This is a genomic window from Pseudohongiella sp. (genome assembly GCF_040877505.1).
Taxonomy (GTDB): Bacteria; Pseudomonadota; Gammaproteobacteria; order Pseudomonadales; family Pseudohongiellaceae; genus Pseudohongiella.
Genome location: NZ_JBBDNQ010000024.1, coordinates 166,732 through 183,361 on the forward strand (window position 1 = coordinate 166,732; position 16,630 = coordinate 183,361).

12 protein-coding genes are annotated in these 16,630 nt (G+C 57.3%); 4 read left to right on the plus strand and 8 right to left on the minus strand.

Features of this window, described 5'->3' with window-relative positions:
• Positions 1–8: 8 nt before the first annotated feature.
• The 3 genes from WD071_RS09075 to WD071_RS09085 form a co-directional block, all read right to left on the minus strand.
• Positions 9–1,304: an acetyl-CoA C-acetyltransferase gene (locus tag WD071_RS09075; RefSeq protein ID WP_368048042.1), complete on the minus strand. Its 1,296-nt coding sequence runs from the start codon at positions 1,302–1,304 to the stop codon at positions 9–11.
• On the minus strand, positions 1,297–3,435 hold the full coding sequence (locus WD071_RS09080) for a 3-hydroxyacyl-CoA dehydrogenase NAD-binding domain-containing protein (protein ID WP_368048043.1): 2,139 nt from the start codon (positions 3,433–3,435) through the stop codon (positions 1,297–1,299). Before WD071_RS09080 ends, WD071_RS09075 begins: the two co-directional genes overlap by 8 nt.
• An 85-nt stretch (positions 3,436–3,520) precedes the next feature.
• Positions 3,521–5,134 carry an alkaline phosphatase gene (locus WD071_RS09085; protein ID WP_368048044.1) on the minus strand — a complete coding sequence of 538 codons (1,614 nt, stop codon included), beginning with the start codon at positions 5,132–5,134 and terminating at the stop codon, positions 3,521–3,523.
• Positions 5,135–5,417: 283 nt separating this feature from the next.
• Here WD071_RS09085 and WD071_RS09090 point away from each other — a divergent pair, with 283 nt between their 5' ends.
• Positions 5,418–7,628, plus strand: coding sequence for an acyl-CoA dehydrogenase (locus tag WD071_RS09090; RefSeq protein ID WP_368048045.1), 2,211 nt, complete (start codon positions 5,418–5,420; stop codon positions 7,626–7,628).
• 155 nt (positions 7,629–7,783) lie between these two features.
• Positions 7,784–8,830: a hypothetical protein gene (locus WD071_RS09095; RefSeq protein ID WP_368048046.1), complete on the plus strand. Its 1,047-nt coding sequence runs from the start codon at positions 7,784–7,786 to the stop codon at positions 8,828–8,830.
• A gap of 40 nt (positions 8,831–8,870) precedes the next feature.
• Here WD071_RS09095 and WD071_RS09100 read toward each other — a convergent pair whose 3' ends face one another.
• Positions 8,871–10,013: an SO2930 family diheme c-type cytochrome gene (locus tag WD071_RS09100; protein ID WP_368048047.1), complete on the minus strand. Its 1,143-nt coding sequence runs from the start codon at positions 10,011–10,013 to the stop codon at positions 8,871–8,873.
• A 22-nt stretch (positions 10,014–10,035) separates the two neighbouring features.
• Entirely contained in the window at positions 10,036–11,349 is a 1,314-nt protein-coding gene (locus WD071_RS09105) for a parallel beta-helix domain-containing protein (RefSeq protein ID WP_368048048.1), read from the minus strand.
• A 149-nt stretch (positions 11,350–11,498) separates the two neighbouring features.
• On the opposite strand from WD071_RS09105, the gene WD071_RS09110 reads away from it, so the two are divergent.
• Positions 11,499–12,854 (plus strand): MFS transporter, encoded by a 1,356-nt coding sequence (locus WD071_RS09110; RefSeq protein WP_368048049.1) that lies wholly within the window; start codon positions 11,499–11,501, stop codon positions 12,852–12,854.
• Here WD071_RS09110 and WD071_RS09115 read toward each other — a convergent pair.
• Entirely contained in the window at positions 12,846–13,367 is a 522-nt protein-coding gene (locus WD071_RS09115; protein WP_368048050.1) for a CYTH domain-containing protein, read from the minus strand. The genes WD071_RS09110 and WD071_RS09115 overlap by 9 nt on opposite strands.
• Before the next feature lie 42 nt (positions 13,368–13,409).
• A complete protein-coding gene (locus WD071_RS09120) occupies positions 13,410–13,838 on the minus strand; it encodes a hypothetical protein (RefSeq protein WP_368048051.1) in 429 nt (142 codons plus the stop codon).
• Between the two features lie 180 nt (positions 13,839–14,018).
• On the opposite strand from WD071_RS09120, the gene WD071_RS09125 reads away from it, so the two are divergent.
• Complete coding sequence (locus WD071_RS09125; RefSeq protein ID WP_368048052.1) at positions 14,019–15,953, plus strand: hypothetical protein; 1,935 nt, start codon at positions 14,019–14,021, stop codon at positions 15,951–15,953.
• 17 nt (positions 15,954–15,970) lie between these two features.
• Here the strand turns inward: WD071_RS09125 and WD071_RS09130 are convergent, their stop codons facing one another.
• Complete coding sequence (locus tag WD071_RS09130) at positions 15,971–16,588, minus strand: glutathione S-transferase family protein (RefSeq protein WP_368048053.1); 618 nt, start codon at positions 16,586–16,588, stop codon at positions 15,971–15,973.
• Positions 16,589–16,630 lie beyond the last annotated feature (42 nt).

Consider the following 16,630-nt stretch of genomic DNA (forward strand, 5'->3'; position numbering starts at 1 on the left):
CGGGAACGTCATGGACGTTCGACGATGGCCGCTACGCCCATGCCGCCAGCAGTGCAAATCGAGATCAGGCCACGACCGCTGCCTTTTTCTTCCAGGATGGCGGCCAGGGAGCCCAGAATGCGTGCTCCGGTAGCGGCGAAGGGGTGGCCGAAGGCCAGCGAACCACCTTTGATGTTCATCCTGTTGCGGTCAATGGACCCCAGCGCCTGGGACAGTCCCAGTTTGTCACGGCAGAAAGCATCATCTTCCCAGGCTTTGAGGGTGCACAAGGCCTGGGCTGCAAATGCTTCATGTATTTCGTAGCAGTCGAAATCCTGCAGCGACAGATTGTTTTGCTGTAGCATTTCACTGACTGCAACAGTCGGCGCCATCAGCAGGCCCTCGCCGTGCACAAAATCGATTGCGCTGCTGCGCCCGGCGCTGAGGTAAGCCTGAATGGGCAGGTTGTTGGCGTGGGCATACTCCTCGCTGCATAACAGCACGGCCGCTGCACCGTCGGTCAACGGCGTGCTGTTGCCGGCGCTCAGAGTCCCGGTTTCGCGATCAAAAGCCGGCTTCAGCGCAGACAATTTTTCCAGGCTGCTGTCCGCACGGATGTTATTGTCCCGGCTGACGCCCTGATAGGCGCTCACCAGTTCGTCAAAGAATCCCGCTTCATAGGCCGCTGCTGCTTTCAGGTGGCTTTCCAGTGCCAACTGATCCTGTTCCTGGCGTGTGATGCCCCATTCCTGAGCCATCAGTTCGCAATGCTCTCCCATGGACAAGCGGGTGCGCGGTTCGCCGTTGGCGGGTGCCTGTGGCGCCAGTTCGCCCAGACTGAAGCCCTTGAATGCGCGCAGGCGAGCCTTGAATGTCCGTGCCTGACCGAGTTTGATCAGGCGGCGCGCGAATTTGCGCTTGAACACAATAGGCGCATCGCTGGTGGTATCAGTACCTGCAGCTATGGCACATTCAATCTGTCCCGTTGCGATTCTGGCGGCTGACATAAGCGCGGCCTGCAATGATGTGCCACAGGCCATCTGCAGGGTGATGCCGGGTGTCGCCGGTGACAGATCCGTGCTCAACACCGCCTCGCGTGCCAGGTTCCAGTCCTTGCTGTGGGAGGTGACTGCACCTGCCAGTACTTCGTCAATTTTTTTGCCAGCGAGACCAAATTTGCTGCTCAGTTGCTGCAGCGTGTCAGCCAGCATGTCGAGATTGGTCAACTCTGCATAGGCAGTATTGGAACGACAGAATGGTACGCGGGTGCCGCCGGCGATAACAACGCGGCGCAGGGTCTGCGAGGTTTGTATTGGATTATTCACGTGTCGATTTCTCCTGCCCGGTTTCAGTCGCCGGATTTGCCTTTGGTTCAAGTTCTGGTTCTGGTTCAGGTTCTGCAGGCTTGAACGTGCTGGTCACTACCGGCTGGCGTTCGCGATGTTCCAGATAGTGCAGCGGGCCGCCACGAAACGGGGCAAAGCCGGTGCCAAAGATCATGCCTGCATCCAGCAGGTCGGCGTCGGCAACCACACCTTCGGCCAGCGCTGCTTCGCACTCTTTGATATAGGCACCGATCAGTTTGTCTGACAACGCTGCCAGATCATGTTCAGCGGCGATGCCATCGCGTTTTTTGGCTTTGTCCTTTTCCCAGATATAGATCCCTTCGCCCGACTTCTTGCCCAGTTTGCCGTCATCTACCAGAGATTTGATAAATGTTTTTTCCTTGCTGTCACCTTGCTTATCTGCACTTTGTTCACTGGCGTCATCCTGCAGGACGCCTGTCACCATCAGGCAGACATCAAGACCGACAGTGTCCGCCAGTTCAACCGGCCCCATGGGCATGCCAAAGGCTTCGGCGGCGGCGTCCAGAGCCTCAGCAGGCACGCCTTCCTGATGCAATTGCAGTGCTGTCATCATGTAGGGCGCCAGCACACGATTGACCAGAAAGCCGGGGCTACTTTTGACCGGCAACGGGAAGCGGCTGATCTGCTGACAGAAGGCTGCGCCTTTCTGGCGATAGCCGGGATCAGTGTCCGGACCGTAGACAACCTCCACCAAAGGCATTTTGGGTACCGGGTTGAAAAAGTGCAGGCCAATAAGGCGCGAGGGATTTTTCAGCACACTGGCTAGTTTCTCCAGCGGAATGGCGGACGTGTTGGTGGCCAGGACAGCCCCTTTTTTAAGTTTTGGTTCAATACTCTTGAACAGTTCCTGCTTGGCCTCGGCATTTTCAAAAATCGCTTCAATCACCACATCTGCGCGTGGCACCAGACTGGCGTCGACGTCGGGTCGCAGTCGCGCCAGCGCAGCCTTGACTCGGGCCGGGTCCCGCAGTTTTTTGCGGAACAATGTTTCGGCACGTTGCAATGCCGGCGTGATGTATTTCATCTCGCGATCCTGCAGGCTGACGTCCATGCCGCGCAGTACACACCAGGCGGCAATGTCTCCACCCATGGTGCCGGCACCGATGACATGCACGTGTCGCACGGTGAAGTCGACACCTTTGCCCTCGGACTTCAGGCGCTCCATCAGCTGAAATACCCGGCGCAGACCTTCAGCCGTCGGGGACACCATCAACTCGCCGACAACCCGGGCTTCCTCGCGCATCATCTTCCTGCGACTGCCACCGTAGCGCTCCCAGGTTTCTATCAGGCGATAGGGTGCCGGGTAGTGCTCGGGTTTGGCCTTGCTGCGGGTTTGTTTACGCATCTGCGCGGCGAGCAATTTGCGCGCTGGCAGTAAATTGCTTAAACGGGCGACCAGACCCGGCCCACGGCTCTTCTTGCCGGCCATGATGGCGCGGCGAGCAGCCCAGAGAAGTTCTTCGTGACGCCCGATGACCTCATCTACCAGATTTACGGCTTTTGCCGCCCTGGCATTTATCTGGCGTGCAGTCAGCATCAGCTCCATGGCCTTGAGGCCGCCCATGGTGTGTACTGAACGGGCTGAGCCCCCGAAGCCGGGGAAAATGCCCAGTTGGACTTCAGGGAAACCCAGTCGGGTAGAGGGTACATCTTTGGCTATGCGGTAATCACAGGCCAGAGACATCTCCAGCCCGCCGCCCAGGCAATAGCCTTCGATGGCGGCAACGGTTGTGCAGGGCAGGTTCTCCAGGCGGGTAAACATCTCGTGTACCCGCGAGATCTCCTGAGTGACGGTGTCGGCAGAGCTGAAGCCCTCGAACTCTTTGACATCGGCGCCGAACACGAAGCCCGTGGTTTTGCCGGACAACAGAACAAGGCCTTTAAGTTTTTCCTGCTCGGCCAATATGATCAGCTGCTCAAACTCTTCCAGCACTGCGCGTGACAGGGAATTGACGCGCTCACCTTCGCGGTCCAGGTAGGCATAGATGATGTTGTCGCGGTCGCGGGTCAGACGCCAGTGACGGAATTTGTCCGCCATGACGTCGTGGACTGCTTCTTTGAGATCAGTGTGTGCGGATGTCTCGCTCATGAATACCTCGAACAGTGGGATTGCTGCTGAATGTATTCATTTTGCCTGAGGCCGGTCAGCGTTACAAATGCCGTCGGCTTTTACCTTACCACCCCAGAGCATGGCGCATGACATGGTAGATGTAGTGCTGCTCATGGGTGCTGTGAAACAGGTGCGACCAGGGGCCGCGGGCGTAAATGGCAACATCTTCGCCAGCGTGGCCCTCAGACTCCAGTGGCACCAGTGCCTCCTGGTGAAAGTCCGGGTGTGTAGTGTCTACTTCGCGCAGGTCATGCCTGCCGCCCGCGATAGGCATCAGGTAGCGGTTGTCACCACCCGCATCTTCGGCAAAGCCCAGTCCGTCGCGGTAGCCCAGTGTTGTGTAAGGCATATCGTCTGTAGCAGTACTGACACCGGTTTGCGGATGGCCGTGAGCATCGTTGCCAACCACCGCGCCCAGAATCGGGTTGCCACGGGTGGCATAACCGCCAATCGTCAGCGAATGGCTGTGATCGGCGGTGACGATGATCAGTGTGTCCTGGTCGCTGGTCAGTTCCATGGCCTTCTGCACGGCAGCGGAAAACTCCCGGGTGTCCTCCAGCGCGCGGTAGGCGTTGCCCGCATGGTGTGCATGGTCGATGCGGCCACTCTCAACCATCAGGAAAAAACCATCGTCCTGAGCCTGATTTTGCAGCAGTCTGATGGCGGTTTCCGTCATCGTGGGCAAATCAGGTTCGCTGGCCTCATCATCGGCACGGTCATGGGAATAACTCATCTGCGAGCGATTGAACAGACCCAGCACGTGTCTGGTGTTGGCGACATCGACAGCTGCCAGCTGTTGTTTGTTCCAGATAAACGCGCTGTTGTCATATTTATCCAGCCACTCTTGCGTCAGATTGCGGCCATCCTGGCGTTGTCCGGCGTTCCCGGTCAGCGGTTCGGTTTCCGTGGTCGGGACAAAAGCCGCCAGCCCGCCGCCCATGGCAACATTGATGCCATCACCAAAATCGAAGGACAGTAATTGTGCCGCAATATCCTCGCAGCCATTGGCAATGGCTTCTTCGGGCAGGTTGGCGTCACTTTCCCAGTTGCGCTCAGAGCTATGGGCATAGGTCGCTGCGGGTGTGGCGTGAGTGACACGGGTCGTGGTGACAAAGCCGGTGGCCATGCCGCGGGTCGCGGCGTCCTGCATCAGGCTGGGTATCTCAGTGCCTTTTGAGGACTGACAGTCTGCGCGGTCTGCGTACTGGTTCACGCCAATGACGCCGGCCCGCGTTTTGATACCCGCCATCATGGCGGTCATGGTACCGGCCGAATCGGCAGTCTGTTGATTGGTATTGTAGGTTTTGGACAGGCCTACATAAGGAAAGCTTTCGAATGACAGCAGGTTCTCCTCGCCGGCACTACCGCGCAACTGGGCATCGAATATGCGCGCGGCGGTCACCGTGGAAATACCCATGCCGTCTCCGACGAACAGAATGATGTTTTTTGCCTGGCTGGTGTTGGGGGTGCGCGCCAGTGCCCGCTGCAGCTCGGCTTGCCCGAGCGCCTGCCAGTGCTCCGGTGATTCTTCGGTCGGCGCCGGGTAGAAAGTCTGTGCCCAGGCCAGCGATGTGGTGGCAGTCAGGGTCAGCGCCAGGGCCAGTTTCAGGCGAACCGAGCCGGTTCCGGACCGGGTAAGAGTGGCCGAAAGTGATTGCAGGTGGCGTGCAGCTGACATGGATTACCTCTGATTCATCGTTATAGTTGCATTTATTGGTTGTAACGCAGCTTACCCAGAGAACTTATCAGTTAGGTGACAGGAAGTCCTCGGTTGTCAGAACAGACAAACAATCTAGCGTGTTGATTATTGCATCAGGCATGATCCGTGACAAAAAAATGAACGCATTCCAATTTCCGGCAAACCCAGTTATTCTGTGGGCTTTGGCAATGATACTGCGAACTTTGCTGATTCGGGTCTGCTGATGCAGGCTCGGAGGCAATGCGTGCGAGGAACACGATTTATGTTTTCAATGATTATGAAGTTCATGCGGGATAACAATGTGCTGCCACGCATCTCCGACACTGAGAAGCAGGCGCTGGAAGCCGGCACGGTCTGGATCGACGGGCAGATCTTCTCCGGTAACCCGGATTTTCGCAATATACTCGAAGAGCCCTATAACCAGTTGTCCGCAGAAGAGCAGGCGTTCATGGACGGGCCTACGGAAGAATTGTGCCGGATGATCGACAGTTACCAGATCACCACCACGCGCAAAGTACCCGATGACGTGCTTGATTACATTAAACAGCAAGGCTTCATGGGCCTGCTGATCCCGAAACAGTACGGTGGCAAAGAATTTTCCACCCTGGCCATTTCCTCAATCATGGCGAAAGTGAATGCTTACTGCCCCACGGCGGGCACTTTTGTTGTTATCCCCAACTCGCTGGGGGCAGCTGAACTTCTGAAGCACTACGGCACCGAGGCGCAGAAGGATGATTACCTGCCAAAACTGGCCAGTGGCGAGTATGTACCCTGTTTCGGTCTGACCGAGCTCACCGCAGGTTCAGATGCCGCGTCAATCAAGGCTGAAGGGGTGGTTTTCAAGGACAGCGATGGTGCCACCAAAATACGCATGAACTTCCGTAAGCGCTATATCACGCTGGCACCCGCTGCCAACCTGATTTCGCTGGCGTTTCAGATGCACGACCCCGACAACCTGCTGGGCAAGGGCGAGTATCCCGGCATCACGGTTATCATGTTGCATAAAGGCACTCCGGGGCTGACAAACGGCGATCATCACCTGCCCATCGGCATGAGTTTTTACAATGGACCCATCATTGGTGAAGATGTGATTGCCTCACCTGAACAGATTATCGGTGGTCCGGAGTATGCCGGTCAGGGCTGGCGCATGCTGATGGAGCAACTGGCTGGCGGGCGCGCAGTATCGCTGCCAGCGGGCGCCATCGGTGGCATGAAGCTGGTGGCCGCCGCAACAGGTGCCTATTCCATGATTCGTCATCAATTTGGCATCCAGATCGGTTTGATGGAAGGTGTGCAGGAAAAAGTGGCTCGTATAGCCGCCTTTGCCTACATCTTCGAAGGCGCGCGGGTGTACTCCTGTTCGGCGCTGGACAATGGCCAGCAGCCACCAGTGATCTCCGCGTTGCTGAAATCCAGCAGCACGGATTATGGTCAGCGTTCGTTGATCGACGGCATGGATGTGTTCTCAGGCGCCGGCGTGATGCAGGGGCCAGGCAATATACTGGGTGGCGGCTACAGCAGCGCGCCGGTCAGCATCACGGTGGAAGGGGCCAACATCATGACCCGGACCCTGATAACCTTTGGTCAGGGTGCAACGCGCTGTCACCCGTACGCGCTGCCCCTGGTCAAGGCCGTCGAGGACAATGATGCCACAGCATTCCGGCAGCGATTGCTGGGCTGGCTGTGGCACACCGTCAGCAATTTCTTCCGCAGCAAGGTGCGGGGCCTGACCCGTGGTTTCAGCGCCGGCAGTCCGGAGCCCGGTGAGGTAGCAACTTATTACCGGCGTCTGGCCTGGGCTTCGTCTCGGTTCGCGCTGTTGGCTGACCTGGCGCTCTACCTGATTGGCAGTAAACTTAAAGCCAAGGGCAGTCTGGGTGGCCGTTTTGCCGACGCGCTGACCTGGCAGGTGCTGGCAATTTCCGCGCTGCGCCGCTTCAAGGCGGAAGGCAACAAGCCGGAAGATCTGCCCATCCTGAAATACAGCTGCGAGTTCGCGCTGGCACAGGTTCAGGATGCCTTTGAAGGCATTCATGCCAATTTTGACGCGCCGGTGGTGGGTTGGTGGCTGCGCGGGCCGTCGTCCTGGTTCCTGCGCCTCAATCCGCTGTCGCGCGGTCCTTCAGATGACCTTATACCGGAGACTGCGGGCGCGATTCAGGAATTGAATGATCAATACAGACGTCTTACCGATGGCATCGCTCCGTTCGATGAAAACAAGCCTGGTATGGGGCGCCTGATGAAAGCTTTCCGTCTGCATTCGGAAGCTTTGCCGGTGATGGCGAAGATCCAGCAGGCGCAAAAAGCACGCAAACTACCCAGGGGGCTGTCGTTTGAGGTAGTGGACGAGGCCCTCGCGGCCAATGTTATCAGTGCTGAAGAGGCGACGAAGATGCGTGCAACCAATGCGGCGGCAATGGCGGCAATCGAAGTCGACGTGTTCTCGGCGGAGGATTACTTTCAGGACGCATGACATCGTCTCCCGATGTCATTCCGGCGAAAACTGAATGAATTCATTTGACCTGTTCCGGTGCCCGTGTTACTTAAAAACGTGACGACTTAAACGTTACGCTTGGCAGCAACCCGGGTGCCAGACACCATCAACAATTCAAATAAAGATGTGGTCCTATGAAACGAATCGCCTGCAAGTCAATGCAACACATACCGTTGTCCGTCAGGACAATCACTCTCTCCATGCCGGTCATGATCGCTGTTCTGCTCAGTGGTGGCGCCAACGCTGCCGATGAGCAGGCTGGTGCCGGACAGGCAGCCATGACGCCGTGGGGCGTACCGGATCTGCAAGGTATCTGGGATTATTCGTCAAGAACTGCCGTTGAACGACATCCCCGCTTTGAAGGTAAGTTGACCATCAGTCAGGAAGAGGCAGAGCGGCTGGTGCCAACGTTGCAGCAATATACTGACGCTCTGGAGGCCACCGGGGCTGAGGCACCAGGCCCGGATAATGTGGGTGGGTACAATGCTTTCTGGATCAACCCTGGTGACTGGCTGGCAGTAATTGATGGTGAACTGCGCACTTCACTGATTATTGAGCCGGAAGATGGGCGTATTCCGTGGACAGAGAATGGACAGCAGATTCGGGCCGCGCAGCGCGCGGCAATGGCCTACCCGGACATGGACGAAAATGACGGTCCGGAAGGGCGATCACTGGCAGAGCGTTGCCTGCTCAGCTTTGCCTCCATCGTGCCGTTTACGCCGTCTCTGTATAACAACACCACGCAGATCGTGCAGAGTCCGACCCATGTGATGATCCTCGCCGAGATGGCGCATGATGCCCGCATCGTGAAAATCGATGGGGAGCATGATCCACACGCAGTGCCCCGCTGGCATGGTGATTCCATTGGTTATTATGAAGGCGATACCTTGGTCGTCGAGACCATCAACTTTCATCCGGAACAGGTGGCGCGTGGCAGTGGCTACACCTCAGCCAACGCCAAAGTTACGGAACGTTTCTCGCGTGTCAACGAACGGGAATTGCGCTACCAGTTCACTATCGAAGATCCGGAACTGTACGAAACCCCATGGACCGGCGAGCTACCAATGTTTGCGGCGCCGGACCTTTATGAATATGCCTGCCATGAGGGTAATCACTCCATGCCGGGTATTCTGATGGGCGCGCGGGTGCTGGAGCAAATAAGCGAAGACGGCAGCGACTAAGCGGGAATGAGCGGTGCACCGGCCGGCGCCTGGCATCACATCAGTTGCAGGCACCGGTCTGGTCAGCAATCCAGCTGTTGACCAGTGCCAGACCTTCCTCATGCACCAGGCTGCGCCCCAGTTCGGGCATCAACACACCGGTTTCACTGCTTTGTATCCGATAACTCAATATCGATTGCTCCGGATGCCCCGGCAGAATAGAGAAACGGTGACCACCGGCGCCTCGTCCTGCGGCAACCGGCGGTTTGCAAACCCCCAGGCGCATGGCCGACGTTTCCGCTGCATGCAGAAACAGGCCGGACGTGTCGCCGCTGCCGCCGGGCTGGTGGCAGTGGCCACAATTGATATCGAGGTAGGCACGGGCGCGTTGTTCCGTTGTGTTACCTGTATTATCCCAGCTCGAATTGACCGGGATTCGTTCTGTCGTCGGCAGGCCTGACAGCCAGCCGCGCTGTTGCCACACATCCAGCTGTGGAACCTGTTCGCCATCAGTGTGCGTGACCAATCTGTTGAGGTGTCTCGCAGCTGGGCCAATAGGTGACAGGTCACCTTTATTTTGATCCGTAACATGACAGCTCGCGCACTCATTGCGATTCGGGACCACATAGGCGAACGTCGAGTCTTCAAGTTGCAGGCGTTGAATATCACCGGTTATCTGCAGGGTGGCGTCTGTCTGGGTTTCGTTCCAGACATAGGGCAGTGCTTCCCAGCCGCCGGGCTGGTGGACCAGTAGTCGGGTTTCGATCAGTCGGGCAGCATCCAGTGCCAACGAGCCACTATTCATTAGCGAGGTGTTGGCGCTGGCCTTGAGCAGACGAGGTTCATCTGTCGTGGTGGTATCCATCGGATAATAAAAAGTTTTGCTGATAACGGTGCCAACGGGAAAATCAAAGGGTTCGTTGTCCCGGTAGCGGGCAGAGCCGCCATCTGGTAGCCAGACAGTTCTCAGCTTGAGCGCATAGTCACTGAACAGGGGCGTTGCCAGTTCATAAGGCAACACGGCATCACTGAGCTCAAGCTGACCGCTGCGTACCTGCAGCAGTTGCCATTCTGACAACTGCTCAGGGTAGTTGCTGCTGTCGAAAAAGCGCGGCCCCGAATCCTGACAGGAGCTCAGGATGCCCGATAAAACCAGTGTTGCGCCTGCCGTTAATCGTGCTGCTATTGCTGACCACCGGGGCATGACCTGGCCTCTTCTGCAAATGTTACTCAGTAATCAACCCTGCCGGCAGCTCGACAGCGGCCAGCCTGGGGTGTTCACAGTTGTGCATGCTCATATCGACACGAGGGGATGCGTTGTTGTTGGCGGCATCAATGTTGAGGACTTCAGCATCGCTGTTGTCAACACAAATGGCATAAGTCATGTCGGTGCGTTCGGGGTGGGTGACGCCGTCCCAGATGATGTCCGGAAAACTGCCGTCTTCACCAAACAGAGCCTGACGCAGCATGTCCAGTTCTGGCCGCCCCGGCGCATTGCCCCCATCGGTGAAGGTGTTGTCATAAATGAAAATGGTCTCCGGATACGGGTCAAACGCCTCGGCCATTTCCCGTTCCGAATATCCCGCGCTGAAGTAACTTGAGATCAGGATGTTGGCAGTCTGATTGTGGCCCAGGTCGTTATTAAAAATCTCCACCTTGTCATTGGAGTTGATGATAATGCCGGAGCCGGCCGGGACACTGGCGACCGCGGTGCCGGGAGGGGCGAAGTTTTCCGTGTTGTTCTGATGTACCCGGTTGTTATAGACGCGGGTGGTGTGGCCTTCGACCGGCAGGTTGGGCATATTGAAAATCAAGATGCCCCCGGTATTGTTGACCGCTACGTTGTCATAAACATCGGCGCCAATGGTGTTTTCAATCTCGATGCCTGCCACGTTGTATTCAGCGCGGTTGCCACGCACGATCACGTTCTGCGATTGCCCGACGTAGATACCGGCATCGGAGGCGGCAATCGCAACCGAGTCCTCAATCAGTGTGTGTTGTGTCTGCACCGGGTAAATACCGTAGGCGCCGTTGCTGGTATCCGGGCCATTGGTCCATTCTGTGCGGACCCGACGAATGACGATGTGATCACCACGGGCTATTTTGAGGGCATCACCGCGGGAATCCTCAATAGCAAGATCCTCAATGGTGAAATTGCTGGCGTTGACCAACAGACCTTCACCACCGGTAATCTGATCCTTGAATGACAGCACGGTTTTGTCCATGCCCGCACCGCGCAGGGTAATGTTATCGACATTCAGGGTCAGGCTGCGTTCAAAAGTAAAAACACCGGCGGGCAGGGTGATGACATCGCCCGGCGTGGCCTCCAGAAACCGCAGTTGCAGTTCCGCTGACGGATCATTGACCATGTCCGCGCTGGTGTCTGTGGTAGTGGGTGCTGTGGTCTCGGGTGAGCAGGCGGCAAGCGCCGTGCCCAGCACAACCGATAACATGAAAACATGACTTCGTGAAAGGTGCTGATAATGACGCGTGAACATTCGCATGAACTTACGCATGAAATCCCGCATGAACTTTCGCATGAACGTCGCCTCTTGCAGATGCCGATTGCGGACAACCGGGCATGATGAACAATCGTTATTGTTGTCGTCCTGCTGCTGCTCAGAAACTACCGCTTATTTCCTGTTTTTGCAACTTGTACACCATCAGGCCGCGCTGCTAAGCTTCTGTCATGACGCAGAACACACCGGCAAGCACCGCTGACCCACTCCCGCCTGACGCCCCGGACGACTGGAAGACCCTGCTTTATGAACGTCTCGCCGAAGATGATGAAGGCCGGGTGTGCAAGGATATAAGTGATGCCGCCTGCCGGGAAACGCCGGGCAACTTCATTGCAACCCTGGTCGCCAATGCCGCGAGCAATGTGGCTGATCGCCTGGCCAGTGCCAAGACCACGCTGCCATGGCTGTTGATGCAGGTGGGCGCCCCGTCATGGATCATGAGTCTGCTGGTGCCGATTCGCGAATCCGGCTCAATGTTGCCTCAGATGTTCATCGGTGCCTGGGTGCGGGGCCAGGCCATTCGCAAATGGGTCTGGGTGGGTGGTGGTGCGGTGCAGAGCCTGATGTTGTTGTTGATGGTCTGGTGCGCTTTTACATTGACGGGTATCAGCGCCGGGCTGGCAATTGTTGGCCTGCTGACGGTATTCAGTCTGGCGCGTGGCGCCTGCTCGGTGGCCTACAAAGATGTGCTGGGCAAGACCATCCCCAAGACCCGGCGTGGCCGATTGTCTGGCTGGATCAGCGCTATCGCCGGGTTGCTCGCATTTGCCGCCGGGGTCTGGCTAAGCATGGCAGGTGATGGGGCGTCGACAGATTTCTATGCGGTATTGCTGGCTGCCGGTGCCGGGTTGTGGTTGCTGGCGATCGTATCCTATGCGCGCATCAGGGAGTTCCCGGGCGCCACTGACGGCGGTGCCAACGGTTTTGCGGAGGCGTTTGCGCGCCTGTCGCTGCTGCGCGATGACAGGGCTTTTCGTCAGTTTGTCATCGCCCGTGCCCTGGCGATGGGGTCAGGGCTGGTTGCGCCTTTTTATATTGCGCTGGCGCGGGATGACCTGGGCAACGCAGCATCCTTGCTGGGTATTTTCATCGCCGCCGAAGGTCTTGCCGGATTGCTGAGTTCACCCCTCTGGGGGCGGTGGGCCGACCGTTCCAGTCGCCGGGTCTTTGCCATCGCCTGTGCGCTGGCGTCAGTCACGTCCTTGATGGTTGCGGCCTGGTCGGTGCTCAATGTTTCCGCGACGGCGTCGCAATGGTTCTATCCGTTTGCATTTTTTGTGCTGGGTGTGTCGCATGCCGGTGTGCGCCTGGGACGCAAGACCTATCTGGTCGATATGGCCGGTGGCAATAAGCGCACGGACTATGTGGCGGTGAGCAATACCGTGATCGGTCTGTTGTTGCTCGTGTCGGGGGTGCTGGGTGCACTGGCGGCCCTGGTGTCAGTGCCATTGGTGATTGTATTGCTGGGGCTGGCAGGTTTGCTTGGGGCAGGTTTGAGTCTGCGCTGGCATGAAGTGTCAGGTTGACGGTATCGGGTCGGGTTGCGGTGTGCGGGCCAGCGCCGAATTGAAGTAGCGCGGATCACCGGACACCTCACGGCCCAGCCATGGGGGCAGATCGAAGCGGGTGTCTTCACTTGGCAGCTCAATCTCGGCGAGGATCAGACCGCTGTTGGCACCCTGAAAGACATCCACCTCCCAGATGTGCCTGGCGTACCCGATCCGGTACCGGATTTTTTCAATCAACGGTTGCTGACATAAACTGCTCAGCATTTCCTCGGCGTCCTGCAGCGGCACGGGGTATTCGTACTCGGCTCGGGAATATCCATGGGTGGGGCCTTTGATGGTGACAAAAGCCTGCTCACCGGCGATTCTGACGCGCACGGTAATGCCGGTGCCGGGGCACAGATAACCCTGCCGGTAACGGACACCTTCAACCCCTGGTTGTTCTCTGGCGTTGTCCCACAAAGCCCTCTCCGACAGAGCCCTCTCCCACAGAACATGGTCAACCAGGAATTTTCGCTCTATTTCTATCGCCATAAACTCACCGTTCAGCCCTGGGCGTCCGGCCCACCCAGGCAATCATAATGTGTTTTGGTTCTGTTCGATAAAACGGCGCAGATCATCTGCACTGTCCGGACGGCCCATGGAGGCGAGCGCATCGCCATTGCCATCGAACAGCACCAGCGAGCCATCACTCAGGTTGTGGGTTTCGGCAAGCGCGATGCCGTCAGGGTGGCCAGTGTGGACCAGCAGAAATACGGTCTGCTCTTCAAAGTCGGGATAAATGGCCTCCATGTATGCCAGCGTGCGTTCGCCGCCCATGACATGAACCTCCCGCAACATCACCAGCGCGGGCCTGCCCTGACCGACCTGGCTCAGATCGCTGGAAAAAGACGCCCGGGGCAGCAGTTGCCAGAGCACCAGGCCAACAACACCCAGACAGGTGAGTACGACCAGGAATTTTACGATGCCGGAAGAGGCCGATCTGGACACAGTGCTGCTGCTCATGAAAATACATTCTCCTGTCAGGTGCCGGACGGCGCCGCCGATAATGCGTATTGAAGCGGGGGCATCGTCAATGATGGCCAAGAATATCACGGCTGGTGCCCGGTTCACGACTATTGGCGCCCAGTGTAGGGTACGGCCCGCGGTCTGCGTTATACTGCCGTCCACACCAGAAGGGGATTTATGTTTAGTTTGCCAGACTGGCTCAGGCAGCGCTCGCAGAAGAAAAATGGCATATCGCTGGACCGCGAGGACAGTGAGCGCCTGGATCAATTTACGCGCAGCGTGCGGCGGGTACGAATGTCACGCAGTCTGCTGGGTCTGGCCTGGACGGCAGGGCCGGTTACTGCGATCGGCCTCTATGGTGGTTATTACATCGGCTTCGGTCAGGCGCCATCAAATCAGCAGCTTGTCTATTTTGTCAGTTTTACTGTGCTGAGCGGACTGATCGCGCTGGGTGCCAAGATCGTCTACGACAGCACGCTGGGTTATGCCACCGAGCGAGCGCAGCTATACGTTGTCGAAGTGACCGATAAACTGGGCGACCTTGTGCTTTCGGTGCGGAATCTGATGATAAGTAGCCTGGAAGGGGATGTGAGACAGCGAGAAGCGGCGATTCAGCTTCTGCAACGGGTGGATCTCTCACCCGGTGGCGTGGCAATGGCCTGCGAGCAGCTTACCGGCAATGACCGGTTGGGTCGTTTGCTGGCCGGTATAGACAGTTTCAGACGCGCCGGTCTGTATTCGCGCGTTGCAGACATGCACGAAGAACATGGCGCGGCCTTTGAGCAGACCATAGCCGAGTTGTATCAGGTATCGCCACAGGCGGCTGATGTGCTCAGGCAACGTTATCTGGGTGAGATCGCCAGCCTGCGCCATGGCACACCGCGCACAGAGCATTTCATTTCCCGGGTGCTGGCTGCCATTGAGCAGGACAACCTGCTGCTGATTACCATGCAGGATGTGGAGTCCATGCTGGTGCTGTGTTTTGAATTGATCAACGGCCGTGAAATCCCGATGCTGACATTCGATTACCGCGGTCGCTGGCGACTTGCTGCTGCACTTGATCGAATGGAACGTCGCCGCAGCCGTTATCGTATCGCGCAGGCCGCCGGCAGCAACCGAATCAGGGGGCTGGCGTCGTGGCTGGTCGAGGTGGATATTATGGGATATGACGAGGTGCCTGAAGGCATCTCGTCAGCACTTCTGATCGAGCGCGTGGGCGAAGCGTTGGACAAGCTGGCGCTGCGGATGCGCAAAGATGTCGATGCGATCAGGAAAGGCAACGTCAGTTTGCGCCCGGAGCTGCGTCGTCACGCGGAGATCATGACCAGTGCACTGCGCCTGTATCGAATCGCCCATGAGTCATTCAGGCGCGTTGGCGAACTGCACGCGGAGTTCCTGGTCACCGCTGAAAGCTGGAACCGTGTCATGGATGCGGCACATCTGGATGCGGAAGAACTGCAGATCGGCCCGCGTGGCCGTGGTGTAAGAATTCGGGAAAGAGTTGTCCGCCTGGACGATGAGGAGCGTAAAGAAGTCTGTCGGATTCTCGCGCATTATCTGCGCGAACAGCATCTGGAAGCACATGAAACCAAAGGTCTGTTTGAGCGGCGAAGTGACAAGGACAACCCCCTGACTTTTGATAGTGCCCGGCAGCTGGCGATAGAGGTGGCACTGGCACTGGAACCGCATATTCATCTGTCGTATCCGGAAATTCAACGCGGCATCGGTGCGACACTGGCAACCTATCTGGGAGACCTGGAACCTGGCATGAGTGCCAATGAGAAAAAGGTGCTTGCCGAATCAATGGCGCAGGATGTTGTGGAAGACATGAGTCACGCGGCCGAGCATCTTGCCGTGGCGCTGGTGCGTCACTACCGGGTCAATCTGACTGACGAGGCCAGCCAGTTTCTCCATGAAACCTACGGTGCCCGCAAGTCGGTACTGGACATCCTGAGTCAATACCAGACCGGTGAGGGCGTGTCACAAAGCCTGCTGGCTGGCAGGCCTGCTGTGGTGCCCCCGGCCCAGCGCCGCTGGTATCGGGCGCTGGTGCATGCGAAGCGGCTGGTTGGCAGCGAACGCTTTACGCCGCCCTGGGCAGAGCGTCAATAGACGTAAAAGGTACTGGGTCAGGCTTTGGCTGACGGGCGTTGCGACACTCTGTCGTACCAGGCTTGCAAATGGGTCTGCTCCGGTTGAATGCGTTGGTGGATGACCCGATTGAAGTCTACTGTACACAGGGCATTGATATCGGCGGCGCTGAACTGGTCTCCGCAAATGAACTCGCGTTCTGCCAGTTGCTTATTGAGGAAATGCAGGAATTTTGAAGCCTGGATTTTACACTCCTCGCCCCATTCGGGATAAGGTTTCATGCGGTCTTTAAAATATCCGGTGGTGTGCTGGAATGCCATGCCGGTGGGGGTCATGAAATAGAAATCGATCCAGCGCAGCCACTGCTCAATCTGGGCTTTTTCCAGTGGCGTACGCCCCATTAGCGGAGTGGTGTCAGGGAAGGCTTCTTCAAAGTAGCGGCAGATGGCCATGGTCTCTGCGATACAGACGCCATTTTCCAGTTCCAGAACAGGTACTTTTTTCATGGGGTTGCGGGCGACAAATTCAGGGGTCAGATTTTCTCCTTTCTGCAAGTCCAGTTGAATGATCTCAACATCATCCAGTAATCCTTTCTCTGCCAGGAATACGCGAACACGACGTGGATTGGGGGCAGTGCGGGTTTCAAACAATTTCATGCGTTACTCTCTCTGCTGTGGATTGTTGTTTGTTATAGTATC

What these genes read in the sequence shown, in the direction of transcription:
- WD071_RS09080 (WP_368048043.1), bottom strand. Translation starts at nt 3,435, where the DNA reads ATGAGCGAGACATCCGCACACACTGATCTCAAAGAAGCAGTCCACGAC.
- WD071_RS09085 (WP_368048044.1), bottom strand. Translation starts at nt 5,134, where the DNA reads ATGTCAGCTGCACGCCACCTGCAATCACTTTCGGCCACTCTTACCCGG.
- WD071_RS09090 (WP_368048045.1), top strand. Translation starts at nt 5,418, where the DNA reads ATGTTTTCAATGATTATGAAGTTCATGCGGGATAACAATGTGCTGCCA.
- WD071_RS09095 (WP_368048046.1), top strand. Translation starts at nt 7,784, where the DNA reads ATGAAACGAATCGCCTGCAAGTCAATGCAACACATACCGTTGTCCGTC.
- WD071_RS09100 (WP_368048047.1), bottom strand. Translation starts at nt 10,013, where the DNA reads ATGCCCCGGTGGTCAGCAATAGCAGCACGATTAACGGCAGGCGCAACA.
- WD071_RS09105 (WP_368048048.1), bottom strand. Translation starts at nt 11,349, where the DNA reads ATGCGAAAGTTCATGCGGGATTTCATGCGTAAGTTCATGCGAATGTTC.
- WD071_RS09110 (WP_368048049.1), top strand. Translation starts at nt 11,499, where the DNA reads ATGACGCAGAACACACCGGCAAGCACCGCTGACCCACTCCCGCCTGAC.
- WD071_RS09115 (WP_368048050.1), bottom strand. Translation starts at nt 13,367, where the DNA reads ATGGCGATAGAAATAGAGCGAAAATTCCTGGTTGACCATGTTCTGTGG.
- WD071_RS09120 (WP_368048051.1), bottom strand. Translation starts at nt 13,838, where the DNA reads ATGAGCAGCAGCACTGTGTCCAGATCGGCCTCTTCCGGCATCGTAAAA.
- WD071_RS09125 (WP_368048052.1), top strand. Translation starts at nt 14,019, where the DNA reads ATGTTTAGTTTGCCAGACTGGCTCAGGCAGCGCTCGCAGAAGAAAAAT.
- WD071_RS09130 (WP_368048053.1), bottom strand. Translation starts at nt 16,588, where the DNA reads ATGAAATTGTTTGAAACCCGCACTGCCCCCAATCCACGTCGTGTTCGC.